At 42.1% G+C, this 26,903-nt stretch carries 22 protein-coding genes and 2 pseudogenes; 13 read left to right on the top strand and 11 right to left on the bottom strand.

Features of this window, described 5'->3' with window-relative positions; translation table 11 throughout:
- Window positions 1-6: 6 nt before the first annotated feature.
- On the bottom strand, window positions 7-711 hold the full coding sequence (locus tag LC608_RS20525) for a C40 family peptidase (protein ID WP_229555274.1): 705 nt from the start codon (window positions 709-711) through the stop codon (window positions 7-9).
- A gap of 9 nt (window positions 712-720) precedes the next feature.
- On the opposite strand from LC608_RS20525, the gene LC608_RS20520 reads away from it, so the two are divergent.
- Window positions 721-1,653 carry a serine hydrolase gene (locus tag LC608_RS20520; protein ID WP_229555273.1) on the top strand — a complete coding sequence of 311 codons (933 nt, stop codon included), beginning with the start codon at window positions 721-723 and terminating at the stop codon, window positions 1,651-1,653.
- Window positions 1,654-1,779: 126 nt separating this feature from the next.
- A complete protein-coding gene (locus LC608_RS20515) occupies window positions 1,780-2,055 on the top strand; it encodes a hypothetical protein (protein ID WP_229555272.1) in 276 nt (91 codons plus the stop codon).
- On the opposite strand, the gene LC608_RS20510 is transcribed toward LC608_RS20515, so the two are convergent.
- Entirely contained in the window at window positions 2,042-3,679 is a 1,638-nt protein-coding gene (locus LC608_RS20510; RefSeq protein ID WP_229555271.1) for a metallophosphoesterase family protein, read from the bottom strand. The genes LC608_RS20515 and LC608_RS20510 overlap by 14 nt on opposite strands.
- Before the next feature lie 258 nt (window positions 3,680-3,937).
- On the opposite strand from LC608_RS20510, the gene LC608_RS20505 reads away from it, so the two are divergent.
- Both LC608_RS20505 and dnaN read left to right on the top strand, forming a co-directional pair.
- Entirely contained in the window at window positions 3,938-4,819 is an 882-nt protein-coding gene (locus tag LC608_RS20505) for a transposase (protein WP_229555346.1), read from the top strand.
- 62 nt (window positions 4,820-4,881) lie between these two features.
- Window positions 4,882-6,045 (top strand): DNA polymerase III subunit beta, encoded by a 1,164-nt coding sequence (dnaN, locus tag LC608_RS20500; protein ID WP_229555270.1) that lies wholly within the window; start codon window positions 4,882-4,884, stop codon window positions 6,043-6,045.
- 136 nt (window positions 6,046-6,181) lie between these two features.
- Here the strand turns inward: dnaN and LC608_RS20495 are convergent, their stop codons facing one another.
- The 3 genes from LC608_RS20495 to LC608_RS20485 form a co-directional block, all read right to left on the bottom strand.
- Window positions 6,182-8,020 carry a bifunctional serine/threonine-protein kinase/formylglycine-generating enzyme family protein gene (locus tag LC608_RS20495; RefSeq protein ID WP_229555269.1) on the bottom strand — a complete coding sequence of 613 codons (1,839 nt, stop codon included), beginning with the start codon at window positions 8,018-8,020 and terminating at the stop codon, window positions 6,182-6,184.
- 393 nt (window positions 8,021-8,413) lie between these two features.
- Window positions 8,414-9,217 carry an ABC transporter permease gene (locus tag LC608_RS20490; RefSeq protein ID WP_229555268.1) on the bottom strand — a complete coding sequence of 268 codons (804 nt, stop codon included), beginning with the start codon at window positions 9,215-9,217 and terminating at the stop codon, window positions 8,414-8,416.
- Window positions 9,218-9,406: 189 nt separating this feature from the next.
- Window positions 9,407-11,038, bottom strand: coding sequence for a DUF655 domain-containing protein (locus LC608_RS20485; RefSeq protein ID WP_229555267.1), 1,632 nt, complete (start codon window positions 11,036-11,038; stop codon window positions 9,407-9,409).
- A 210-nt stretch (window positions 11,039-11,248) separates the two neighbouring features.
- On the opposite strand from LC608_RS20485, the gene LC608_RS20480 reads away from it, so the two are divergent.
- The 3 genes from LC608_RS20480 (at window position 11,249) to LC608_RS20470 (ending at window position 14,413) form a co-directional block, all read left to right on the top strand.
- A complete protein-coding gene (locus LC608_RS20480; protein ID WP_229555266.1) occupies window positions 11,249-12,436 on the top strand; it encodes a cysteine desulfurase family protein in 1,188 nt (395 codons plus the stop codon).
- A gap of 4 nt (window positions 12,437-12,440) precedes the next feature.
- Entirely contained in the window at window positions 12,441-13,529 is a 1,089-nt protein-coding gene (locus LC608_RS20475) for a site-specific DNA-methyltransferase (RefSeq protein ID WP_229555265.1), read from the top strand.
- Between the two features lie 236 nt (window positions 13,530-13,765).
- Window positions 13,766-14,413 (top strand): hypothetical protein, encoded by a 648-nt coding sequence (locus LC608_RS20470; RefSeq protein ID WP_333783579.1) that lies wholly within the window; start codon window positions 13,766-13,768, stop codon window positions 14,411-14,413.
- A 529-nt stretch (window positions 14,414-14,942) separates the two neighbouring features.
- On the opposite strand, the gene LC608_RS20465 is transcribed toward LC608_RS20470, so the two are convergent.
- Window positions 14,943-15,617, bottom strand: coding sequence for a cold shock and DUF1294 domain-containing protein (locus LC608_RS20465; RefSeq protein ID WP_229555264.1), 675 nt, complete (start codon window positions 15,615-15,617; stop codon window positions 14,943-14,945).
- 428 nt (window positions 15,618-16,045) lie between these two features.
- On the opposite strand from LC608_RS20465, the gene LC608_RS20460 reads away from it, so the two are divergent.
- Window positions 16,046-16,780, top strand: coding sequence for a DUF1995 family protein (locus tag LC608_RS20460; protein WP_229555263.1), 735 nt, complete (start codon window positions 16,046-16,048; stop codon window positions 16,778-16,780).
- 112 nt (window positions 16,781-16,892) lie between these two features.
- Here LC608_RS20460 and LC608_RS20455 read toward each other — a convergent pair whose 3' ends face one another.
- The 4 genes from LC608_RS20455 to LC608_RS20440 form a co-directional block, all read right to left on the bottom strand.
- Window positions 16,893-17,144, bottom strand: coding sequence for a hypothetical protein (locus LC608_RS20455; protein ID WP_229555262.1), 252 nt, complete (start codon window positions 17,142-17,144; stop codon window positions 16,893-16,895).
- A gap of 314 nt (window positions 17,145-17,458) precedes the next feature.
- Window positions 17,459-17,794 carry a XisI protein gene (locus tag LC608_RS20450; RefSeq protein WP_229555261.1) on the bottom strand — a complete coding sequence of 112 codons (336 nt, stop codon included), beginning with the start codon at window positions 17,792-17,794 and terminating at the stop codon, window positions 17,459-17,461.
- Window positions 17,782-18,201 (bottom strand): XisH family protein, encoded by a 420-nt coding sequence (locus LC608_RS20445; protein WP_229555260.1) that lies wholly within the window; start codon window positions 18,199-18,201, stop codon window positions 17,782-17,784. The genes LC608_RS20450 and LC608_RS20445 overlap by 13 nt, the downstream gene beginning before the upstream one ends.
- Before the next feature lie 82 nt (window positions 18,202-18,283).
- Window positions 18,284-21,289 carry a zinc-dependent metalloprotease gene (locus LC608_RS20440; protein WP_229555259.1) on the bottom strand — a complete coding sequence of 1,002 codons (3,006 nt, stop codon included), beginning with the start codon at window positions 21,287-21,289 and terminating at the stop codon, window positions 18,284-18,286.
- A 536-nt stretch (window positions 21,290-21,825) separates the two neighbouring features.
- Here LC608_RS20440 and LC608_RS37615 point away from each other — a divergent pair.
- Window positions 21,826-22,773, top strand: a pseudogene (locus LC608_RS37615) (pentapeptide repeat-containing protein); the annotation flags it as partial.
- Here the strand turns inward: LC608_RS37615 and LC608_RS37610 are convergent.
- Window positions 22,671-22,889 (bottom strand): hypothetical protein, encoded by a 219-nt coding sequence (locus LC608_RS37610; RefSeq protein ID WP_374108418.1) that lies wholly within the window; start codon window positions 22,887-22,889, stop codon window positions 22,671-22,673. The pseudogene LC608_RS37615 and the gene LC608_RS37610 sit on opposite strands and share 103 nt — an antisense overlap.
- Between LC608_RS37610 and LC608_RS37605 the strand changes: the two are divergent.
- The 4 genes and pseudogenes from LC608_RS37605 to LC608_RS20420 form a co-directional block, all read left to right on the top strand.
- Window positions 22,813-23,592 (top strand): annotated as a pseudogene (locus LC608_RS37605) (pentapeptide repeat-containing protein); the annotation flags it as partial. The gene LC608_RS37610 and the pseudogene LC608_RS37605 overlap by 77 nt on opposite strands.
- Window position 23,593: 1 nt before the next feature.
- Complete coding sequence (locus LC608_RS20430) at window positions 23,594-23,827, top strand: hypothetical protein (protein WP_229555257.1); 234 nt, start codon at window positions 23,594-23,596, stop codon at window positions 23,825-23,827.
- A gap of 38 nt (window positions 23,828-23,865) precedes the next feature.
- Entirely contained in the window at window positions 23,866-24,936 is a 1,071-nt protein-coding gene (locus LC608_RS20425) for an LOG family protein (protein ID WP_229555256.1), read from the top strand.
- Between the two features lie 514 nt (window positions 24,937-25,450).
- Window positions 25,451-26,773: a D-alanyl-D-alanine carboxypeptidase gene (locus tag LC608_RS20420; protein ID WP_229555255.1), complete on the top strand. Its 1,323-nt coding sequence runs from the start codon at window positions 25,451-25,453 to the stop codon at window positions 26,771-26,773.
- Window positions 26,774-26,903: the final 130 nt, after the last annotated feature.

The raw sequence follows: 26,903 nt of genomic DNA, 5'->3' as shown, positions 1-26,903 counted from the left end.
GCGCCCTCAGCGTCTCTGTGGTTCGTAACTCTTGATAACTCTACCAGCACCTCGCAGCTGCTGATAGTACGACTGACTAACAGCATCTCCCTGTTCCGAGAGAATATCAATGCCAATCCCATCCCGGCCCTGATCTTTCCCAGAACTATGAATGTAATAACCATCCGCCAAATAAAGCCCGACATGGGTTGCTTTTTGACTAGTTCCAAAAAATACCAGATCCCCGGCTGTTAATTCTGCAATAGTAATTGATTGAGTAAATCCTTCCTGCTGATAGGCATCTCTAGGTAGCCAAATACCCACCGAAGCAAACGCCGCCTGCATCAACCCAGAACAGTCATAATTTGGCCCAACCGTACCACCCCAAAGGTAATAATTGGATTGTTGCATCGCTTTTTGGGTAAAGGCGATGACCTCTGCTAGCAGTTTTTGAATCTCAGATTTAGAAAATGTTGCAGCCTGATAATGTACAGTAGCAGATTGTAATGAATCAAAATCTGAAAGGGATACCCATCCGGGATAGTCATCTTCATACAAATACACCTCAACCGCTAAATTTTGGTGATTTGATGTTACCCATAAATGTCTCCCAGATGCAGCTTGAGTTGCTAAACGCGTACATTCAGGAGAATCATATAAATTAAGGTCAGCAATACACTGATACTCCCCTGATTTTGGATTTTGGATTTTGGATTTTAGATTAAAGGACATTACTGGAGAATGATTTTTTTTAATAAAGACGAACAACTGGAAAATCTTGGTAATGGCATTTTAGATGCAACTTGGGCAGAATTTCCGACCTTAGCCCGTAATCAAATTGCCCTGACTTGGGTTGTTTACGATCCACCAGTGCGAGTAAATACTGGTGGGGCGCTGACTCCCAACGCTTTTTGGGATCATCCAGTCCGTGGTTTTACTTATCGTGGTGTTGAACGGATTTATCCCGCCAGTGTAGTCAAGCTATTTTACCTGGTGGCGGTAAACGAATGGCTAGAAAAAGGGATGACTAACACTTCCAAAGAGTTAGAACGCGCCTTGCGGGATATGATTGTAGATTCTAGTAATGATGCTACCAGCTTGGTTGTGGATATTCTGAGTGGTACCACATCAGGGCCAGAATTGCCAACCGGGCCCTTTGAAACCTGGAAATATCAACGTAATATTGTTAACCGCTATTACCAATCTTTGGGTTGGGAAGAAATGGAGACAATAAACGTCTGTCAAAAAACTTGGAGTGATAGCCCTTATGGACGGGAACGGGCATTTGTGGGAGAGTTACTGGAAAATCGTAATATGTTAACAACAAATGCGATCGCTAGGCTACTGCATAGTATTGTAGGTGGAGTGGCGGTTTCAAGTGCGCGATCGCAAGCAATGATGGCTTTACTGAAACGTAATCTCAACGATTTGCCCACTGACAGAGAGGAAGATCAGGTAGCAGGTTTTTTAGGCGGTGGACTCCCTGAAAATGCTCAAATTTGGTCAAAGGCAGGTTGGACAAGTCAAGTTCACCATGATGCCGCGTATATTGAATTACCAGAACAGCGCCCTTACCTCTTAGTGGTATTTACTGAAGGGAAAGCGCAAGCTAAGAGTCGGGATATTTTACCCTTTGTTTCTAAACTAGTTGCCGAAGCGATCGCTAGTCTATAATCCACTCCTGTAAACTTAAGTGAAATCGGCGGTTAGAAACCTCGTCTACACAGGCAAAACCGACCTCCGTGGGTTCAAACCCTCAATTTTTTTAGTACAGCTTTGCGTAAAATCGTAGCGTTTTTAATGCAAGGGAATGCATTGGCATTGTTAATCAATGCGTTGGCATTGTTAGTCAATGCGTTGGCATTGTTAGTCGATGCATTGGCATTGTTAGTCAATGCGTTGGCATTGTTAGTCGATGCATTGGCATTGTTAATCAATGCGTTGGCATTGTTAGTCAATGCGTTGGCGTTGCCAAATTTAATTGGCTACGAATTAATGAAATGCTGTACAAAGTCCGCTGAGGCGGACTTTGTTTGTGTAGCTGCGAATTCTATTACCTTAGCTATTTCAACTTAAATTCATCAAACTTCAATACTTCCGAATCAGGCTTACGAGTATCAAAACGATAACTACTTATCGTACCTGCCTCCGTATCAAAGATACTAAAAACCGTAATATCATTACTCGAAATATAAGGCATTGGCTTTCCATCTTCACCCAATAAAGGGGAAATTGTTGGCACTATCGGTTCTAACCCATTAGGATCGCCAAGCTTAACATAATCCTCTTGATATCCAATTGGCACTTCTCGCTTTCTATCACCCCAAGCAGCGCCGTAAGTATTACCCACATTAGATGTTTCTAGAAAGTGCATTCCACTCTGACTAACAAAGCGGTTCCACAAATGGGAATGCCCATAGAATACCAATTGCACATTAGCTGTTTCAAGTATTGGGATAACATCGCGGATAATGTAATCTGCATCTTTTGGGTACTCATAACGCACTGCTTTGATATTATTATCATCCCGTTCAATTATTTGAACTGGTTCTGTATAAGCAGGAACTATATTATCACCCAGAGTATGAGGTGGATGATGAAACATCACAACTTTGTATTTTGCTTGTTGAAACTCAGGACTGTTGAGTTCTGCCTCTAGCCAGTTGTACTGCTTGCTGCCTTTAGCGATTGGCTCATAAATCACCTGTCCATAACCCCAATCTTCAGGATTATTTAAATCCTTTTTGGCTTCTCGATATCTACCCTTATGCTTTCTACCTAAGCTAGGAGTTCGCCACATATTCGTAGCGTACAGTACTACCAAACGCACATCGCCAAAGCTGACTGCATAATATCTTTTTGCACCCTCTTTACTTTTTGGTAAAGAGAAAATCTCTTCATAAGTATTAGTATTAAAGGAATTATCTATTAATTTGTCTTGGTAGATTTTTTGAGCAATTGCACGAGGAATTGTATCATCAAATTCATCATTTAAACTCCCCGTCCTGGTAAATCGCCCCATCACCTCATGATTGCCAATGCAGGTAAACATGGGTGCATATTGAATTATTTGTCCACCAGTATAGGTTGTCTTTACACCGTCGTGCGTCATTTCATATTTAGCACGACCTTGTAAACCGGGAAATAACGCACCACCACTATTATCATCAAACCATTCTGAGGCGCGATCGCTGACATTGACTAAATCACCGGCAAACCACACTCCATCAACCCGTCCAACCGTTTCTACCACCTTTTGCAGATTTGCTGCTGTCATCGGCTTTAGCTGATGGTCAGAGGTGAGTAAAATTTTTAGTGGTGTATCCGGTTTTGGAGTAGCTGCGAGGCTAAAAACATCACTGCTAACAGTTTCGTCGTCTTCTCGCACACTTGTAATACGATAGTTTACCCGCAAACCAGGAGTTAACCCAATTACCTCAGCCTCATGCCGCCAAATGTCGCGTTGGACGGGTTTTTCATAAACTTGTCCGTCTTTGATTTGGTTTGCAACTCTTGAGTGTTGGTCTTCACGAGTGCGAGTGAGTTTGGTAGTATTTGCCTTAGCAGTTTGTTGAAGATTTTCGCCGTAGGTTACTGTATGATTAACACCAGCAAACTCAGTAAACCAAACTACTTGCACTGAGGTTTCAGTTGGTAGTTGCAAAAATGGGTCGGTGAGCAATTGGGGTGCTGATGTCATAATTCTTTGCCCAAATGAACGCACACTTAACACAGTAAAGCATATAACAAGCACAAGCATAGCTACCGAGAAAATTTTACGGCTGCGTAAGTGTCTGAGCATGAGTAACATACCAAATTTTTTAGAGACACCGACTGAACGCAATTTTATTATTACTCCCTTCCCGCTACTCGCCCATCTAAGCCTCCGGGGTACTCCCGCCACAACGATAAGTTTGGAAAAAAGGGAGGGAAACCACGATTCAAAAAGCGTGGTGATATAAGTTCATTTACTTTCCCGCGTGTCAATTCACCCAAAGGTGGCGCACATCTAACAGATAATATTCTCAAACTGTCCAAGATTAGTGAAATTGAGGTTATCTTACACCGCCCAATCCCAGATGGTTTCGAGATTAAACAGGCGACAATTATCTCTAAAGCAGATGGTTGGTATGTCAGCTTTTCTTTAGAAGATAAAACCGTACCCGATTCTTTACCAAGGGACGAAATTAAAACTGCTACTGGGATAGATGTTGGGTTAGAAAAGTTTTTGACTACTGCTGATGGACAAAGCATTGAAGTGCCACAGTATTACCGCGCATCTCAGTCAGTTTTAGCTCGTGAGCAACGCAAGCTTGCGCGTAAAGTCAAAGGATCTAATAACTACCAAAAACAAGCCATTAAGGTAGCTAGACTTCATTTGCACATTGCAAGGCAAAGAAAAGAGTTTCATTATCATGTCGCTCATTGGTTGATTAATTCATACGACTTAATTGTTTTTGAGAACTTGAACATTAGAGGCTTGGCTAGAACACGGCTGGCTAAGTCAATACTTGATGTTGCGTGGGGCGCATTCCTCCAAATTATGCAAGCAGTAGCGGTAAAACGCGGCAAGCTGACATTTGGAGTTGACCCTAGAGGCACAAGTATTAATTGTTCGAGTTGTGGTGAAAAGTCCGAAAAAACTCTAGGCATTCGTGTTCATAGTTGTTCTTGTGGATTGGTCATTGACCGCGACTGGAACAGCGCATTGAATCTTTTAAAGCGTGGGTCGGTTGGACTACCGATTCCTGGCTGCGGAGGCTTAGACAGTAGTCAGCCCCTGAAGCAGCAAGTCTCATTTGTGAATTTGAGATGCTCCCGCTACACTGCTTGCAGTTAGCGGTGAGAGTTGTCACGAACAATAAGGGTGTTAGGATATCTTTCACCAGCTGAATCTGACTTATGAAATTAGTTTGCTCCCAAAGCGATCTCAGTACAAATCTCTCACTCGTCAGTCGTGCAGTACCTTCACGACCAACTCATCCAGTCCTTGCCAATGTGCTGTTACAAGCGGATGCCCAAACTAACCAGGTAAGCTTAACAGCCTTTGATCTCAGCTTGGGAATCCGCACCAGCTTTAACGCAGAGGTATGGCAAAGTGGTGCGATCGCACTTCCTGCTAAATTACTTGTAGACATCACCTCTCGTCTTCCAGAAGGCGAAATCACTCTAGATGATGAATCAGCCCTCACAGGTGTTACACCCGGTGGAGAAGGGTTAATTGTCACACTCACACCCAAGAGTGGACATTACCAAGTCCGAGCAATGGGACCTGAAGAATTTCCTGAACTACCTGTAATTGAAAATACAGAAGTAATCTATCTCACTACCACCGCATTAATTGAGGGATTACGCGGCTCATTATTTGCTACTAGTGGTGATGAAACCAAGCAAGTACTCACGGGAGTGCATTTAACAGTTAAACAAGATACTCTAGAATTTGCAGCTACCGACGGACATCGCCTATCAGTGGTGGAAACTAGCAACGAGCGTCCTTTAGGTGGAACTAGTCAATTAGAAGTGACAGTACCAGCTAGAGCATTACGCGAACTACAACGAATGCTAGCTCATAGCGCCTCATCAGATGAACCTGTAGCTTTATATTTCGATCAAGGTCAAGTAGTGTTTGCATGGCAAAATCAACGCTTGACTAGTCGCACATTAGAAGGGCAATATCCTGCTTATCGACAACTAATTCCGCGCCAATTTGAGCGACAAGTTACAATTGAACGCCGACAATTTGTCAGCACTTTAGAGCGAATTGCTGTACTAGCAGATCAAAAAAATAATATTGTCAAGGTTAGTATTGATAGCGAAGCCCAAGAAATTACCTTATCTTGTGAAGCTCAAGATGTGGGCAGTGGTAGAGAGTCAATGCCAGCACAAATTTCTGGGGAAAATATTGAGATTGCTTTTAACATTAAATATTTGATGGAAGGCTTGAAAGAGTTACCATCTTCGGAAATTCAAATGCATTTAAATCAAAGCCTAACTCCAGTGATTTTTACCCCATTGGGTGGTTTAAAAATGACCTATTTAGCTATGCCGGTGCAACTTAGAAGTTAACTTATAGCGCTGCTAAGGGACTTCCAAATAAAAAAATACTCAAAAAACTAGCGAAACAACTCTCTCCTCCTTATTTCTCTGTGTTCTCTGTGTCTCTGTGGTTCGTTTATTTGGATAATTTATTTCTTGGAAGTCCCTAAATAATCTCCTCTACGGAAAATACTACTCTAAAACCACAAACCCTCAGTCCACCGTCTGACTCATTCCAGCTACGGCTAGCGCTGCGACACAGTTCTGCGTTGAAACTCCAAGAACCACCGCGTAGCACTCGGCGATTAATATCACCGCCAACTTCCCAAGCTGTTCCATCTGAGGGTGCGTCGCTGTAATTGTTGTGCCACGAATCAGCACACCATTCCCAAACTAGCCCGTGCATATCGTACAATCCGAAGGCGTTGGCGACTTCAAAACTACCGACGTTTGTTGTTTCTTTACGGAATTTGCTTTTTGGTTCGATAGTGCAACTGACTAACTCAGAGGTAATAGTTTCGCCAAAGTGAAAAGATGTTGTAGTTCCAGCCCGACAAGCATATTCCCATTCAGCTTCGCTCGGTAAACGATAGTCGCGTCCAGTTTTTTCTGATAGTCTGAGACAGAATTCTACAGCCTCATACCAAGATACGTTTTCCACTGGTCTATCTAAACCTTTGAATTTTGATGGATGGGGATTTAAAGCTTGTTTGACTTTGGGTAAAGCTGCTACTACTCTCCACTGTGCTTGAGTTACAGGAAATTTCCCCATAAAAAATGGTTCAACGGTAACTTTATGTCGAGGACGTTCGTCAGCATCTCCTTCAAACTCTGGTGAACCCATCATATAAGTACCGCCAGGAATCGATACCATTTCTAATGTGACAGATTTACCCAATTCTTCGGCAAAGAAGTTTGCATTACAACTCACGCGGTTTACTTCTCTACCACCTGTGTCTACTGTCACTACATCAAATTCAAAGTTTTCTAAGGGAGGTAATGGTATTATTACTTTTTGTGGTGGCGGCGATAAAATGGGTTGAGGCATCGAAACAATTTTTAAGGCAACAGGTTCAATGTTCAATGTTGCAAATTTCAAATCGTTGAGAACTTCTGCAGCTGTTTGGTACCTTTCACTTGGTAAATGTTTTAGTAATTTATCTAAAATTTTGCCTAAGTCGTCGCTGATACTAATACCTTTTTCTTGTAACCGTTCGTGCCACAACCACTTAGCGTTCATGGCATCATAAATAGGATCATTAATCTGTCCAGAAGCATCCTGCAAAGGCAAACATCGAGTTAAAAGACGCACACAAGTTACACCCAAAGCATACAAATCACTACCGTGACAAGCAAATCCAGCCATTTGTTCGGTTGGGGCATAACCAAGGGTATAAATTACTGTCGCTTGTCTTCCTATGCTGGTTTGTGTTACCTGTTTAGCACCGCCAAAATCAATTAATACGGGTTTTTGATCGCTTGCACGGCGGATAATATTTTCTGGTTTGATATCCCGATGAATGACATTATGAGTATGAATGAATTGCAGTACTGGCAATAAATCAGCTAAAAGTTCCCAAATTTGTGATTCACCATAAGTTTGTTGCTGAACTTCTTGTAAGAGAGTCTTTCCTTGAATAAATTCTTGTACGAGATATAAACTAGCACCTTGTTCAAAGTAAGCTAGTAATCTGGGAATTTGGGTATGATTTTCTCCCAGTTCATACAACCGAAAAGCCTCTTCTTTAAAAAATTCTGCTGCTTTGGTACGTTGTCCTGTTCCCTGAAACTGGGGGAAAAATTGCTTGATGACGCAAGGCGCGTTTAGTCTGTCTACATCTTCTGTAGCATAAGTTCTGCTAAATCCACCTTCACCTAAAAGTCTCAATACGCGGTAACGGTTTCTTAGAAGTTTGCCAAAGTTGCTTTGTCCGCAACTCACGCAAAATCTATTGCTATCAGAGTTGAATGGATTTGAGCAATTGGGATTTTGGCAGATTTGCATAATGAGGGGGAAATAGCATCTTCTCCAAAGTTAGCCCCAATATTATCTAATTGAAAACAGTTATGTAGAGAAGCGAACACGGAAGTTTATTCATGTGTTTATAGCGGTTTTCAGTTGAGTAGGTACTGAACCCCTCCCCGCAAGCGAGGAGGGAACTATGATAGGAAAAGCTATAAACTTCTTTCCAAACGAAGGCAGAAAGATGAATAAATCCTATATATTTGTTTATATTAGGAAGTTTATAAATATTAGTAAATATCAATACATGGGTATAACAGATGGAGAAAGATTACATTGAAACATCTCTTTTAATATAGCTTTTCTTTTCCACTCAAAAAAGTTCATGGAGAACCAAGTCATCCATAATATTGATTACTATTGCGAGTCTGATTTTCAGTTTTTATTCTCTCCAGAAATGCGAATTAATTCAGCTACAAGAGCAGCGATCGCAGATACTGAAATCAACATGACACTCAATGCGTTAATATCAGGCTTGACTCCGGTTCTAATCCGGCTAAAAATTTCCATTGGTAGGGTGTTATAACCGCTACCAGCAGTAAAACTGGCAATGAGAAAGTCATCTAAGCTGAGAACAAAGGCCAAGAGACAACCAGCTACAATACCAGGCATTAATTGAGGTAATAATACTTTAATGAAAGCTTGCGTTGGTGTAGCGCCTAAATCTAGTGCTGCTTCTTCTAAGTGGGGATCTAAATTGCTCAGTCGTGAAGCAACTACAAGTCCGACGTAAGCTAGACAAAACACGATATGGGCTGCAACTATTGTCCACAAACTCAAAGGTATGGCAAAGGCTGCTAGACATACTAGGGTAGCCACTGCGATCGCAATATCGGGAATAATCAATGGTAGGTAAGCAACACCCCGATACAATTTCTTACCAGGAAATTCGTAACGGGCCAACCCAACCGCCATTAAAGTTCCCAGTACTGCTGAAATTCCCACTGCAAAGCCAGCAACTATCATACTGTTTTGCAAAGCTGATAAGATGCGATCATCACTGAATAACTTGCCATACCAATCGAGAGTGAATCCTTGCCAACCTGCACTGTAAGGTGACTGATTGAAGCTATAAAAGCCAAGTACCAGTATGGGCAGATACATGAACACAAACATCAGCAGTGAGAAAACCGCCTGCCATGAGACACGCGGTTTTTTGATCGATGGAGAGATATTCACGTTTATATTTGATTTTTATTGATAGCAACCTAAAATATCATACTTAATGCAATAAGTCAATAATTTAATTCTCTTTTGTCCCTTATGTCTTCTGATAAACTTTGCAGCTTCTAGTTTAGGTAGCGATCGCACTTAAATATCACATTGGTGTAATCTTACATGTTTTTAGGGGCGCACAGATGTGCGTCCCTACCAAATCAAGCGCTCACCCCATTTTTCCAATGTCTTCGCCTTAACCCCTGGAACTCTTTCTAAGTCTTGTAAAGATGTAAATTTTTGTTGTTGACGGCTAATCACTATCCGTTGTGCTAACTTCTTACCCACACCAGGGAGAGTTTCTAATTCTTCTAAACTTGCAGTGTTAATATTTATTTCTTTAATAGCTTGTAGTTCACTTGATGAAGAACTTTTTATCTGTGGACACCGTGTTTGTTCTAATTTAATTTTATTTTGAATTCCTGGTGGTAAGCCGGGTTTAACTTTGGCATAAAGACGAGCAAATTCGCGCACATAATGGGCAGCAACTATGGGACTTTGAATAACTACAAGCGTCTCATCATTACCATTATTGGCAGCATCTGACCAATTATGAGAACCTGTAATTACTGTTTGATTATCAATAAGACCAAATTTATGATGTAATAAATCGCCTTTGGTTAACACAGGTACACCTACGGTTGTAATTGGATTTTGCCAAGGATGGTTATCAACTTCATATTTACATTTGTTACTAAGAGCAATCCCCATCATATCCAATGCCTCACTATAGGGACGATAGGCAAATTGTGGTTCAATTAGAGCGCGAATTTGCACACTTTGTTGATGACGTTTTTCTAAAATATTGGCAAGACGCTGCTCAGAAAAGACAAATAACGCCATATCAACAGATTTGGTTGCTGAATCTAACGTTTTGCCAATTAAACCATTACTACTGTTACTCCAGGGTTGAGTTGGAGAAGTAGGCGAAAACTGCACAGTAATTTGGGTGTTACCTAAAGTTATTTGTTGAGGCGATCGCATTGGTTTTTGCAAACTAAATTGACTATCCGGCTTACCTCCTGGGCCATCTCCCCACATAATGTTAAACTCTTCTGTAAATAAAGATGCTAATTCTGGGCTGTCAATCTGCAATAAGTTATTGGCATTGCCTAAACTGCTAGAATTTGTGAAATCACCATAAGTATCACTCAAAGTAAAATTGGCTGAAGTAATAATTACAATGCGATTATCCACAATCACAAATTTGTGGTGCATCAAACTGCTACCGCCTGAACCATCCGCTTGATCATCTATCCAGGGAATTTTGGCATTTTGCAAAATTATCAAAGCATCTCTTTGATTTATTTCTGGTTGACTAAGTTGATTATCTTGGTTAATATCGATAAATTTGCGAAATTCGTTGTAACGTTCCTGTTCTCTTTTATCTAACTTACCTACTTCAGCAGATGTTAAGCTGCTCCAAGGTCGGCTATAGGTGTTTTCTAAAATTATCCTGACTTTTACCCCAGCTTTTTGTTTATCAGCCAGTGCTTGGGCAACTTTGGGTAAACGTAATTCTTGCACCGCCACATCTACTGTAGACTTAGCTTGTGTAATAGCATCGACAATCTGTTTTTCTAAATCATCCCCAAGGCGAGTTTGCTGACGGTAAGGTTCCTTGTATTCTGAAGACTCAGAATGATTAAAGTAAACTTGAACTAACGGATCTTGTGGTATACGTGGCAGACGCTGATTGGAAGACTGGACTCGTTGACAAGCAGCAAGGGGAAATATCAGTAAAAAGATATATAAAAAATATCTTTGTCTAGAGATAAATTGCACTGTAATCTGTTAAAAGTGGATTGGGAGTAGACATATTTATCATTCCCAAAATTTTGTCTTCTTAATTAAGTAGAAAAATAACTTTCCAAATAAAGGGAAAAATCCACTGCTAAAGGCATTACAGAGATTTTTTCATGATTTGTCCACTCAAACTGTATATGCTGGCAAGATCAGCTATTACCAACGTGTATTCTCACCATTATCGGTTATATGCAAATTTATCTAGATTACAGCGCCACTACTCCGACTCGAAAAGAAGCGATCGCAGTTATGCAAACAGTCCTCACCGAACAGTGGGGCAATCCTTCCAGCTTACATGAGTGGGGGCAAAGGGCGGCAACGGTTGTAGAACAAGCCAGAGTCCAAGTTGCTGGATTAATTAACGCTGTCGATCCAGCATCAATAATCTTTACTTCTGGCGGTACTGAGGCAAATAATCTAGCAATTATGGGGGTGGCTCGGTTGTATGCTGTTCCTCAACATATTATTATCTCCAGCGTGGAGCATTCAGCAATTTCTGAAACGGTAAAGTTGTTAGAAATGTGGGGTTGGGAAGTTACGCGTCTATGTGTAGATATTAAAGGCAAAGTCAACCCTCTAGATTTAAAGTCAGCATTGCGACATAACACAGTTTTAGTTTCTATAATTTATGGTCAAAGTGAAGTTGGGACTGTGCAACCGATCGCAGAACTGGGTAAGATTGTGCGCTCGCATGGTGCTTTGTTCCATACAGATGCGGTGCAAGCTGCGGGACGCTTACCTATAAATGTGCAACAACTCCCCGTAGACTTAGTTAGCCTTTCGAGTCATAAAATATATGGCCCCCAAGGTGTAGGGGCGCTATATCTGCGTCCTGGTGTCGAATTGATGCCCTTACTGGGTGGTGGTGGACAAGAAATGGGACTGCGTTCTGGTACGCAAGCAGTACCGATAATTGCCGGGTTTGGTGTAGCAGCAGAGTTAGCAGCACAAGAACTGGCTACAGAAACACCACGATTGATTGAGTTACGCGATCGCGCCTTTGCCCAATTAGCTGAAATTCCTGGTTTAATTGCTACAGGTGATGGCTGCGATCGTTTGCCTCACCATATCAGTATGTGCTTAGAATACGCCGATGGGGAAAAACTCAGTGGTAAAACCTTAGTAAGGCAACTAAACCTTGCTGGCATCGGCATCAGTGCTGGTGCTGCTTGCCACAGTGGTAAACTTAGCCCTAGCCCGATATTGTTAGCGATGGGCTATTCAGAAAAAGCTGCTTTGGGGGGAATTCGCATTACATTGGGGCGTGATACGACTGAAGCTGACGTGGATTGGACAGTGATGGTGTTGAAGCAAGTTTTGCAAAGGCTAACAAGCGAATCATTAAAGCAACAGCTCCTTCAAATTCGAGTAAAGTAATAGGATGAATTCGCTAGGTCTTTCGATGATTGAGGAGAACGAGCTTCTGAAGGATATAGGTACTGTTAAGGATTACCTCACTTCATCAAACCGCACACCATTGTTCTTACAGGCTGACAGTTATGCCCTACTAAAGTTATTTCCTGCTGATTGTATTGATTGTGTAATCACATCTCCTCCCTATTGGGGACAAAGAGCTTACATTAATGGAGGAATTGGTCTTGAAGACAAGTGGGAAGACTATATCAATAACTTGCTTGGAATCTTCTGTGAAGTAAAGCGAATTCTTAAACCTAGTGGCTCTTTTTGGCTCAATCTCGGAGATACATATCAGCGTAAATCTCTGATTGGTATACCCTGGCGAGTTGCACTAGCAATGAGCGATAAACAAGGTTGGATTCTTCGCAATAGCGTCATTTGGAATAAAGTAAAAGGCGCACCTGATAATGCAAAAGACAAACTCCGAAATGTGTATGAACCTGTTTTCCATTTTGTAAAGACAGACCGTTATTTTTACGATGTTGATGCAATTCGCTCGAAGCCAAGACAAGCCAAGGTTGTCAATGGTTCCGTAGTCTCTGCAACAGGCGTTTCTGGTGTACGCTATCGTCGGCAAATTGAATTATCTACAGCGCTTAATGATTTGGAACGTACAAATGCTCTAAAGGCTCTTGGTGAAATATTACAGGAAGTGCGACTAGGTAAATTATCTGACTTTCGCATGATTATTCGCGGTCAGCAACGAACTACACACTCCGATTCAGCAAGGGTTTCTGGACGAGCGCGTGAACTTACTGAACGCGGCTTCTATTTTCTCAGATATCACCCAAATGGTAGTAAGCCTAGTGATGTCTGGGATATTTTGCCAGAAGATACTCAAAAACGGAAACTTCATTTTGCACCCTACCCTGAAGATATCTGTAAACTTCCGATTTTGGCTACCTGTCCACAATCCGGTGTTGTACTAGACCCATTTACAGGAACAGGTACAACAAATTTGGTTGCATTTCAACTGGGACGAAGCTCGATTGGAATTGATATTTCAGGTGAGTACATTACTGCTGCTCATGAAAGGTGTGGACTACTGTTATGACTAAAGTTATCGAATTGTAGGGGAATCCTACAAATCAATCACTTATCTGGAGTGATATTGCCTCTAGTCAAAACTGTCCTTTCCTATCTCGCAAATGTCTCAAGAATAGGAAAAGTGAGCCTGATCTGACTATCGGCTCATGCACAGTTTCTTACGGTAGAGAAGCCCGGAATATTATTATCTGTCCGTTTCGACTTCTTGAGCGTAGTCAAATCTTTACAGATTGTATTCATTTATTGACACTTCATGAGCCTGGTAACGAACTTCGGATTGTTCCTGAAATTGCAGTACCAGGAGGCAGCATAGATTACTGTCTTGCTTCTGTACGTTCAGGAAAAGTCATCGATTTTATAGGCATTGAACTGCAAACTCTTGATACTACTGGAACAGTCTGGCCAGAACGGCAACGTTTTCTCCAGCGTCATGGTGTTTCAGTGAGAGATGTGGATGTCGCATCGGGGAAAGGTTTTGGTATGAACTGGAAAATGACTGCAAAGACAATCTTGATGCAACTGCATCACAAAATTCACACCTTTGAACATCTCAGCAAACATCTTGTTTTGGTAGTTCAAGATTGCCTTATCGATTACATGCAACGAGAATTTTCGTTTGAACATATTCAAGATGCTCGTCTTGGAAATCCTATGCATTTTCACTCCTACGAGTTGCTTGCAGAAGCTTCAGGTTATCGTATTCAACTTACAAAGCGTTGGAGTACAGATGCGAATGGAATTGCACAGTGTCTTGGTTTACAAACTAGCCCAAGAGTCGAACTAGAAGTAATGTTAAGGCAAATTGAGGAGAAATTACAACAAAGTAGCTTGTTGTTTGTTGGACAGCCATTACCCGTTTCCACACATGAAGATGTTACTGATGACAGCTAAGGCAGAACCGAGTTCTACCAAGACTTTAAAACACAAGGCTACCAGCACAGTTGGTCGTGGAAAAGTAGTCAACCTCAACACCAACTTAAATTTTTCTGCATAGAATGATCAAAGCGTTGCTCTATATCTGGGTGATAGTCTCGAACATTACAACAATTGGGAGCAGCCTACAGTCATCGTTTCAGATGGAGCTTACGGTGTTCTTGGTTTTGAAGGAAACACTTCAGATCATATTAGATATTTTGCAGTATTTAGAGGCGATTCCACTACTTGTGAATGACTATTAGGTTGCGATCGCGCAAATGGCAACCTTAAACTTTCCTGGTAGGGTATTTTCGATGCTCTGATTTAGGTTTTATCTGATCGGCGCGTCGCTGAAACCCTTAAACAAGTTTTTTACCAACAGGTAAAATTTTGAGCCTGTCTTCTATGCGTAGGCGTAGCCCATCGAAGATATCGCACTTCTTCAAGAAATGGGCAAGCAGTCAGAGAATCACGACTCAGCAGTTTGTTTTACAAGGCTTCTTTGCTATCCTCTAAAAACACTGCCCAGAAATAAACCTATTAGTCTTCTACCCAAGAAAAGCCAATTCAACCAAAATGTAATGTGAATAGCTACTATTACCCAAAATACAACTTGGTATGAAACCTTGCTACTTTTGTGGCGTAATCTTCGTTGGGCGATGAATGCCCCCAACCATCCACCCATAAATTCACATAAATGTAATCTCTTTTCTGATATTCTCCAACGCCCCTGCTTTGCACGAGATTTATCATCCGCATACTGTGCAAAGGTAATAAAACTCATTACAGGATAGAGAATCAAAGGGATTGGGTTGAAAGTCGTAAATGCAAAATGTATTGCTCCCAAAGTCGGTAATAATGATAAAAGCAACACCTCAAATATTAAAGAAGATTTCGCTGTGGGTTTGAATGTTGGTTTCTCTATTACAGAAGGCGAAATTCCCAGTATAGGTTTGGATACAATTCCCTCAATGAAGGCGTTGCAAGCATGAACTCTTCCGTTTTTATCAACCCTTAGCTGATAGCAAATCACATCACCAACTTGTGGACGATGATTTGTTTCTTGGAGTGCAGTGATATGAAAAAAAACGTCTTGATTGCCCTCACTGGAGCGGATGAAGCCAAAGCCCTTGTCATCTTTCCATGTTGTTAGTTGACCTTTACGCAAAACAGGTTTCATAAAAGACGCTGATATTAATACTTTATTATTAAGATTCCCATATCAATACCAACAGACAACATCAATCCTGAACCTGTCTATAGATAACCTTCAAGTTAGGGTTTGCACACAATGTTAGATTCGCCACTGTAGTAAGCATTTCAGCTAGATTGCCGCTCTCGTAAGTCAATAAAGAACCCTACCCCCAACCCCTCCCCGCTCTTCGGTGGAGCAGACAAAGCATAGCTTTGGCGGGGTGGGGTTCTCCGGGTTGAATAAGTAATCGAGCAGATATGATATCAGAGGCGATGTCTACAACGGGCTACGCTTACGCAAAACCCAACGCCCATTAGAACCTTTATATCCTGCGGCTGATCATCATCGCCTGCCTACTCAATCAGAGCTAATACTGGAACAATGGGAGTAATGCTAAACCCACATAATAAACTATGAGTGAACTTCCCAATAGTCTTGAAGATGCGATCGCCCAATCTCGTGTAGCCGTCCAAGCTGCCCTTGCAGATGGCTGTACTCGCATACAAGTTGAGTTCCTGTTCCCAGAACTCAAGTTTATGCCGGTAGCGGAACAATTTCTGCCACTCTTTACAGAATATGATTCCCGTTTGAAGATTTTCTTTGCTGACGCTGGTGCTGCGGCTTTAGCCCGACGCGATTGGGGTGATGCACCATTTCAAATTTTGGATATTGGTACGGGAAGGGCTGCTTCTTTGCAGACAAAAATTCAACCAGAGGATGAAATTTTCTTATTCATCGCGCCCACTTCCGTAGAAGTACCGCAGTTAGAAAAGTTATGTGAAGTAATAGGCGATCGCCCTTTAGTTTTGTTAAATCCCCGCCTAGAAGATGCTGGAACTGTGGGCATTGGTTATACAGCGAGAAAAATCCGCGATCGTTTTCTCAGTACCATTGAATCTGCCTATTACCTCCGCCCTGTAGACGATGAAACCGCCGTGTATCGCTCCTACCCAGGACAGTGGGAAGTTTGGCTTGAAACCAACGGCGAATATCAAAGAATTGCCGAATTACCCAAAAGGCCATCGGGTGATGAGTTGGATTTCATCCTTTTAAAAGGACAACCGCAAATAACAACAGATGCGACACCTGCGAGAAAGCCCAATGTGTTTAAGAGTTTGCAACGTTTCTTAAAGGCATTGAGTAGTTAGTGGAACTTAGACAAAAAACACCCAGAAAATAGTCTCAAACCACATGCACGGTTCTTAGGGAAGTGCGGAGGGGCCACCCTCCAATCTTACCCGCTCTCTTACTAGCTGTTACCTAACTAAAAGCTACTGCTGCTGCCAGAATCACAGCTACTGCTGCTGCCAGAATCATTGCTACTGCTACTGCTGGAGTCACAGCTACTGCTGCTGCCAGAATCATTGCTACTGCTACTGCTGGAGTCATAGCTATTACTGGAATCATTTCCTCCAGTATTACCAACATACCAACTACTGTCGCTGTTAATAAAAGAGTTACCATTGCTTCTACGACTTTTACGGGAACTGTTTCTACCAGATGAAGTAGCACCTTTGATGAGAGCGATGAAGCCCAGTACAATCAGTAAAAATATAATTAAGCTCCACATAGTTTTTATCCTGAGGTAATGATTGCTATAACTAACTTCAATTTCTTTGGCTGTGATTACGAATTTTATCTAACTTGGCAAGCGCTGCCTCGATATCCTGCCACATCAACTCAAGATACAGCAGTTTTGATTTGCATGAAGTACAAAGCTATAGGTTTTGAGGCAGCAGGCAGGAGGCAGAAACTCTGTATATTCTGATTTTAATTCCTGCGTTTTGTACCTCACTTATGCTGTAGCCTATTACGAAGTTTAGTCTTTATCCCACAGCATAATCTGTATACTGCCGGATATAAGGCGGGTGAAATCCAACGACAATATCTTGTTTTGCTACTCCCATCGCCACTAATTGCTCACCAACATCCTCTTCTGTACCATTCCACTGAATCCAAATTTTGCCGTTTTTGATATCAAAATGCATCACAGGGCCAAAAACCCTATGTCTATTTTGCCAACCAATATATATCAATTGGTAATGGTCTTGTTCTCCGTCAAAAATTGTTTGAGCTTCAATTTCATTATTAGAGGAGACACGTTGAGCATATTCTGTAAGTAATTGCCGAATCCACTCTCGATATTTATCTAAATCTGCCATCGGATAATTTCCTCCGTTTCCACATCATAAACTATCAGATTGATTTGACTGCGCTGGATAATAGTTTTAATAAATGGTTTATTTAAAAAATCGTTATAAGTATTGATTGGCACTGCTAAATACAAAACTCGCTCAGAACCTATTTCTTCTAAAGCATATCGATAATTAATAAACTGTCCCACCGCAGTATGAAACTCCGAAATAGTTGAAGTACCGATGAAACTTTTAACTTCAACCGCGATTATTTGTCCCTCTCTTTCTGCTGCAATAATTCTTTCTGCTCCCAAATGAATGTACATATCGGTAATATTTTCTATGCGAATTAGCAAAGGGTCATGAGTAATTCGCCACCCGTCCTTTTGTAATGCCGATTTCACAATGTTGTGAAATTTATCTTTAGCTGACATAAACTGTTTTCTCAGCCTCTATGGGCATTCTAAATATATTTTTTGTTAAAGAGACGCGATTAATCGCGTCTCTACAATTTTTTTAATTCGCTTGCAACGGCGCATTTAAGACTTTCTCGATCCGATCGCGCGTTTCTAACAAGTGCGCTTTGGTGTATTCATCCTCGGAATTAACCCCCTTGAGTTTCTCATCTAATTGTTTTAATTTATACCATGCCAGAGTCCGGGCATCTTCTGGGACATATTCTTTTCGCAACACCATACCAGTCAAAATATCCAGGTATTGCCGTTGCAAGCCTCGCCGCAAACTGGCAATCTTCATTGGTTGACCTTTTGGTTTGATTACTTCTGTCCAGATATCTGATTGCAAAGTGTCAAATAGTTCCGGTAGACTCAGTGCATTTCCTGGCTTCGTTTTCAGTTCAATATCCTTGAGGCGAGAGAGGCGATCGCCTGAGAGTAAATCCCGCAACACAGAACCTTGCATGAACAGCACCAAGTCATGAATTGGAAAATCCAAACGACCAACTTGCGGAGTACTACCCCAATGCCGCCAACGGGAAGGTGCTAATTTATTCAGTAGTTCTGGTGAAAAGCTGAGAGCATCTTCTGCAAATAAATATTTTTGCAGCGTTTCTAAAGCCTGTCGTTGTTGTTCAACTGGTACTGGTTCAAATGGTAATCGTTGTTGGCTAACTCCAGAGGGTATTTCGCTGGGGTGGATGCGATAGAAAGACTGTCCACCAATGTATTTTGTGGTGTAATATATTTGCTGAAAATAGTTACCCAATACTGTGCTAAAACGTTCACTTACATCGCTGTAACTATCACCAGCCATTGGGTAACGCTTATCGAGACGTTCCCACATCACCCGCGAATTATTCAATTGCCACTGGGAATAAAGCAGGACATTGCCACTGTTATCCCAAGCATCAACAGTTGGGTCAAGGTCATACATATCTTCATCTGTGGAATAACTCAACTCTGGCTTATAAGATTGTGCAGCAATTTCTTCCAAAATTGGCTTTTCTGCTATGGGAGTTGATGTTTGAATTGGCATGTAGCCATACTTAATCGCCCATTCATCATAAAGTCCCACCATACTAGGAAAATAATCTCCCTGCTTTGTACCTTGAGGAGCAATATTGGGGGGAATATAGTCCATCACCGAAGTCGTCAGACCTTTGGTTTTGGTAATTTCCGTATTATTCATCTCGTTTGGTGCTAGCAGTGTACTACCACGGAAGTTATGGCGTAAACCAAGAGTATGTCCAACTTCGTGAGCGATGATTAAACGTAAATATTGATTGATATATTCTTTCACCTGGTCTGGAGTGGCCATGGTATCCGGTAGCAGTGACATTGCCAGCGAACCAAAGGCGAACTGGTTAGCAGCTTCCATCCCATAGCATAAATCGTACTCGCCTGCCATTTTCGATAAACGGCTTAATACGCCTTGTTGTGTTTGCCTCTGCTGGGGCACATTATTGTTTTTTGCATCTAAACCATTGGCGCAAAGTAGACGATTTTGCATCAAAGCTGATAGAGTAGTCCGATTTCCAGTTTGGCTAGGTTGGACGATTTTACGATATTCACCCTTAAGTGCCCGCACAAAGCTAGCATCTACGAGAATATCTGCATCCAAAATTTCTCCAGTCAATGGGTTAACGCGAGATGGTCCCAGTGCAAAGTAACCATCGACTGTGTTGATCCAGCGAATCGTGTTGTAGCGAATATCTCCTGGGTCCCATGTGGCATCATCCGGCATTTGGCGGACTTCAATTGCATCCTTGAATCCAGCTTTGAGAAAGGCTTTGTTCCACATTAAAACGCCTTCTTTCATAGCATCGCGGTACTCTACAGGCACAGCGTTATCAATCCAAAAGACAATCGGTTTTTTGGGTGGAGAAATAGCTGCTTTCGGGTCTTGTTTTTCCAAATGCCAGCGATTGATATAGCGGACAAAAGAATCGCCGCGATCGTCTTTCGATAAATCTTGGTAGGCGGTGATGAAATAACCGATGCGATCGTCAGCAAGGCGCGGGCGATAATCTTTATCAGGTAGTTGGGAAAGACTGTAGTGGACGCGCAAGGTATAACCACGGTTATCAGCTAACGACGCAAAGCTTGCCGCTTCACTGTCACCCTTACCGTCACCAGAAAAATTTAAAACTGACTCAATTTCTAAGTTTTGGGGAAAAGCTTTAGCAGTACCAAAATAAGATTGGTCTGTGGTTGCTGGGACTCCTAAACTTGCAGATAATCCACCTAAATCTGTCAGTAGCAAATCTCCTAAGTCGATAAGAAGAGTTTTGCGTTCTGGATGAATACTTTTAAGAGAAATGCTGTAGAGAACAGAATCACTAAAAGACCGAGTTAGCGATCGCGCCTGCGGATCTCCCTCACGAGTGCGAAAATTAACATTGCGGATCACAAAGTTTAATTTATCATCTACCCGTTGGAAATAAAACAAAAAATCTTGCAGAGGCATACCACTGTAAATACCCCGTTCGCCAATACCCGATTCTAGGGTTGCTGTAGCTAGGTAATTTTTATTGAGTTGCTCTGGCTTAATTTCTAAATAAATTTTATTCTTTTCTTTATTACGATATAAAGTAAACAATCCCCCTGACTTTTGGGTATCTTTGATAACTTCATCAAATGGCTCTAAATCATCCTTTGCTGGTGTTTTGCTAGGTTTAGGCTTTTCTGCGGGTTTTGCAACTTGCAAGAATGGTTGCTGTCCTGCTTTTTTAAGGTCTTTTACTACCCAAATAAACGGTTGAGGCTGTGCGTATTTATTCTGGTTAACCACCCAAACTTGCCCTGACGGTAGCTTCTTTTCTTGAGGAATATTGATATTATTTAGCGATAAAGTTGAGGTTTTAGTTGAAGAAGTTTCTCTTGTTAACTGACTATTGGATTTCTCTCCACTTTTAGCTGTAACTACGGCTTCTACAACCCTCACAGCCTTCTGGTTGGCTGACAATGTATCAATGTTAACAGACGGTGACTTAGCACTAGCCGTTGCTATTCCTAAAAACAAACTATGTAACAAAATTATATAAAAAGTTAATCTGTTCTTCATCCCCTGTATCCCCGATAGTTATTTCGTAGTTAATTTTTAACTTTTGCAAAGCTATATAGGCTGCTTTTTGCCGGTTCTCTTAGATGCTTTAGATCAAGAAGTAAAGTTATACTTCAATTTTAGTTGCCATTTTTCCGCAATGTTCACGCTGTTATACAGTGGGATTTTTTCTAACAATTGCAACTCTCACAAACAGTAAATATTATTTTTACATCAGACTAGTAAATATTGTGGGAAAAAAGCATAGCAAATTAGCTAAAGGCGGAAAATTACTTGATTTTTGAAAGATTTTTTCTGAGCACACTTTATTTTATCAAGAGGAGAAGCTTGAGGTTACGACGGGTTAGCGAGAAGCCGCCCTCCAGGAACACCACGAACTTGGTGTAACCCATCGGAGATATCGTCAACCCATGAGATTTTTCGTGTAGTATTTATTGATACTATTAATTTTTGGCAATGGCAAGGAAACTAGCATAAAGAAATTTTTAATTCAGAATTCTCAAAACAGTAATTTAAATGTAACAACGGACACAGAAATGTCAACATATTTATCTCAAGTTTGGCAACTGCTGAGAAATTATGTGAGGGATATAAGGTTAGAAGAGATGCCAAAGACCACATCTGTAAAAACCGAAGCAGTTTTACCTCTAGGAAAAAGTATTAAAGAACCTTATAAAAGTGTTAAATTTGCTCAAGATAATTTACAGGAAGATTTATGGTCTCAAAGATTGCAAGAAAGCTTAGAAAAATGGACAATATCAAAGAGTGGTTTGACTTATAAGATCGGCGATGGGACATCAGACACACTACCTTCTGCGTTCTGCTTTAGAGTGTGCGATCGCCAGATGCATGAAGAGATTTATGATTTACTGGGCAATGGAGCGTTAAAACCAGAAATAGTCAACCAACTGATGGAATTAGTTGTTGGTCAAAAAATTCGCCCAGAACTGCTTTTTTGGCGGCTAGAAGATTTTTATCATCGCTGGTGTCAGGGAGAATTTATCGATAGGACACCAGATGATAACCTACCTCAGAAAACAATGTTAAAGCTAGCGGCGCAAAATATTGCGATCGGGCTGAGACAGGTTGACATATATACAGGGCTAAACGTACTAATTTTACTGTTAGAGTTACACCGCTACGCCCAAGAGCGAGATCAACTCAAACAAAAAATCACCTTCTATCCATCTGCTCAACCAGACACAGACAATTTTTTCACATCCCAACTGCTCCGGGTCATCAACTATAGCGATGCCCTGGAAATCGGCAATTTTAGCAGTATAGTCGGGCAATTTCTCAGAGGCGGCAACTTTAAGGGTGCTTACCTGGGCGATGCCAACCTGACTGGGGCAGACTTTAGGGGTGCTGACCTCAGCCTTGCTTATCTTGGCGATGCCAACTTAACTGGCGTAAACTTTAGTGGTGCTAACCTTAGCGGTGCTAACCTCGGCGATGCCAACCTGAGTGGTGCCAACCTTAGCGGTGCAAACCTGACTGGTGCCGACCTCAGTAGCACTAACCTTAGTGGTGCAAACCTTATTTGTGCCAACCTTAGCCGCGCCGACCTCAACCGCGCCGACCTTAGCAGCACCAACCTCAACCGCGCCGACCTCAGCCGCGCCGACCTCAACCGCGCCGACCTCAGCAGCACTAACTTTAGCCATGCCGACCTAAGTAACGCTATCCTTTTCGGTGCGAATCTGAGTGAAGCCAACCTCCGCAGTACCAACCTTAACCATGCTGACCTCTGTCGTGCCGACCTCAGTGGTGCTGATTTGAGTCACGCCATCCTTAACGGTACTAACCTTAGCGACACAATTCTTTTCAGTACCAACCTTAGTGATGCTATCCTCATCGCTGCTGACCTCAGCTATGCCAAACTTAACGGCGCCAAGCTTAACGACGCCAGACTCAACGGTGCAATGTTCTTAGGAGCAGACCTCAGTGGTGTAGACCTGAGCCGGGTAATCCTCAACGAAGCCGACCTCAGTGGGGTGATTCTTAGCGAAGCCGACCTCAGTGGTGCCGACCTCACCGACGCTATCCTTTTCGGTACAGACTTCAGTTATGCCAACCTTAACAATGCTAACCTCAGTGGCAGTAACCTCAGTGGTGCTATCCTCAATGGTGCGGATCTCAGCCACAGTAACCTAAGTTATGCCATTCTCGGTGGTGCTGACCTCAGCGATGCCAATATGGAAAAGATGACCTGGGGTAAAAAGCAGCAGTGGGATGGTGTGCGGGGATTAGAGACAGCAGTTAATGTGCCGGAGGCGTTGAAGGAAGAACTGGGGTTAAATTGAGATGACGGGGTTAGCTAACAGTAAAACCCAAGTTTTAAACAGCAACTTCCGAGTTCCGAACACCAACTTCCGAGTTCCGAACACCAACTTTCAAGTTCCGAACCCGAGTTTCCGAGTTCTAATCTCAAAAGATGGCGATCTCAGCTTGAGTAATGACCAATACTACCTCAAAATCAGTTCTGAGTATGCTAAGTGTACATCAGAAGCCTGTTCCCGCTTGCTAGAGTGTGAGTAGTTCACGTAAAATATAGTGCCATTGTTGCAGCAGTTCTCATGACCTCATCTGCGTCTTTTGACACATTAGAGTCTTTACAGGCGGATATCGCTGAATTGATCGTTCGCTTACCGACATTAAAAAATCGGCAATTTATTCAGCAAGCACTTGCTACTATTGTTCGTCTAGCTGATACCGAAATTGAACGTCTCGATTGGAAAATCTTGTCGGCTGCATTAGCAGATATGGAACGCGGTTTTCAGCTTTTCTATGATTACCGACACGTTCGCAAAGTCACCATCTTTGGTTCTGCTCGTCTAGCGCCAGATACGCCAGATTACCAAATGGCGCTTGAGTTTGCTCGCGCTGTTTCTCAACTAGGATTTATGGTGATGACCGGCGGTGGCGGTGGAATCATGCAGGCGGGTCACGAAGGGGCTGGGCGAGAAAATTCTTTTGGATTAAACATTCAGTTACCCTTTGAACAGGAAGCGAACCCGTTTATAGAAGGTGATCCTAAGCTAGTTCACTTCAAATATTTCTTTACCCGCAAGCTGTTTCTCCTGAAAGAAAGTGATGCTGTAGCCTTGTTTCCGGGAGGCTTTGGTACTCAAGATGAAGCTTTTGAATGCATGACATTAAGCCAAACTGGCAAATTTGGCCCTGTACCTCTAGTTTTAATTGATCGCCCTGGTGGTGATTACTGGCGGTCTTGGAGCGAATATGTTGATAAGCAACTAGTGCAAAATGGTCTTGTCAGTCCTGAAGACCCCAGTCTTTACACAGTGACAGATAACGTGGATGTGGCTTGCGACGCTATTACGCGTTTTTACCAAGTTTATCATTCCTGCCGATATGTAGGTGGGAAGTTAGTCATCCGTCTGAAGACAGATATATCAGACGCTCAGGTAGAGCAACTCAATGCTAATTTCAGCGACATTATTATTCAAGGACGGATTGAAAAAAGTCAGGCATTACCTCAAGAAGCACAAGATGAAACTGTTGAACTACCCCGACTCATTTTGTACTTTAATCAACGCGACTTGGGACGCTTGTATCAGATGATTGCCACAATTAACCGGATGGGTACTCCTTTACCAGAGGATGCAGCGCATCCAGAAAGAAAGTAAATATTAACTAATTCGTAATTCGTAGTTTGTAATGACGCTCTCTACGTTCGCGCAGCGTGTCGCAGACAGACACTAAAAGCGTAGCTTGCTTCTCTGTAACGAGTACACGGACTCCTTTGTGCTTAACGTAATTTTAGGGTTTGAGTCCCGTATTATATTCTAGAATTGCTGCTTTATTAGTCGGGGTATAAATCCTTAACTAATTCAATTACGAATTACGAATTATCTTTTTCTGAATTATTTTTATGAGATGCGATCGCTTCATACCTGTCCATAAAGTTTTCTTATAACTAATTCATATCATTGCCTCAGCTAGAGATTTTTTATTCCATGTGGCTATCTTCATCAAGAATGGGCATTTTGGCATTGTCAAAGAAGCCGCGAAAACAATATGATTCACCCTACTTACAGATGAGAAAAACAGCAGTTATCATGACTCAATGCTGATTCTTGTAAAAAAGCTTGTATATTAGCACAGTAAACACTGTGTCACATCTTAACAGAGGAATAAAATATGCTGGAATTATTGGGTTCAGGTTTGGTGTCGCTCTGGCTAGAGATGGCCGGGGTACAAATCAAACCTCTAGATGCCTTAGACGCTTTGACTTGGCAAAGTAGCCCTGGCTTAGTTCTTGCGCCTGATCCTAATCCAACTGGGGCTACTACGGTGCAGGAATATCTGAAACAGCTAATAACATCGAAACTGATAGCGCAAAATCTGGCCCAGAGTCAGGGAATTTGGATGCAGTCGGGGCCGATGCTGATGGCAAATCACCAAGGTACAACACCTCTGCCAGCTGCCTCTTTAACCAAAATTGCTACTTCATTAGTTGCTTTGAAAACCTGGGGGCCAGACTACCAATTTGATACCTTAATCAGTGCCACTGGGCCAGTGGTAAATGGCGTTGTACAAGGCGATTTGGTAATTACTGGTAATGGCGATCCGATGTTTGTTTGGGAAGAAGCGATCGCTCTTGGTAATACTCTCAATAAAATGGGCATTAAGCAGGTAAAGGGAAATTTGCTCATTACTGGCAATTTTGCCATGAATTTCCAACGTCAGCCGATGCTAGCAGGTATGATGCTCAAGCAAACACTAAATCGTGCGAGTTGGGGCCGCCCCGCTATTTATACACACTCAATCATGCCCAAGGGAACGCCCAAGCCTCAAGTTGTCATTGCTGGTGCAGTGAAATTTGAGGCGCAACCAAACCCTCGACAAACTTTGTTACTGCGTCATCGCTCATTGCCCTTGAAACAACTAATCAAGGAAATGAATGTTTACAGTAATAACGATATGGCAGAGATGCTGGCAGACTCAGTGGGAGGAGCAGCTGTAGTACAATCAACTGCTGCTCACCTTGCGAGAGTGCCACAAGTAGAAATTCAGTTAATCAATGGTTCTGGATTAGGGCCGGAAAATCGCATTTCTCCTAGGGCTGCTTGTGCCATGTTAATGGCTATTCAAGGGGAAGCAGCAGCCCATCAACTGAATCTGGCTGACTTGTTCCCCATGTCTGGATTTGATCACCGGGGGACACTACACGCCAGACACATTCCCCTTGCGACTGTGATTAAAACTGGTACCCTCCGGGATGTGAGCGCTTTAGCGGGAGTAATGCCCACACGCGATCGCGGTTTGGTTTGGTTTGCTATTATCAACCGGGGGACAAATGTCTGGGGTTTGCGGACTGGACAAGACCAGTTGTTGCAAAGTGTTGTAAAACAATTACAACTACCTCTAACCGTTCCTGTTGCCCTCACTCCCCACTCAGCCATCAACTCTTTACCCCAGCTAGGCGCAGCTAATCGGAATGAAATTTTATTCAAAAGTTAGTTCATCTATAATTCACCATTAAAACAGAGAGTAAGCCTGTCTCATTTGCAATCCAAAAGTTTTATTGATGGGTAAAAACCGAACTTGTAAAGGGTAAATGTCCATAATAGCTTTTGGGTTAAATTTTCCA

The sequence above is a fragment of the Nostoc sp. XA010 genome (assembly GCF_020829625.1).
GTDB lineage: Bacteria > Cyanobacteriota > Cyanobacteriia > Cyanobacteriales > Nostocaceae > Nostoc.
The sequence above is the reverse complement of the archived record's forward strand: the minus strand, read 5'-3'. Positions and strand labels throughout refer to the sequence as shown.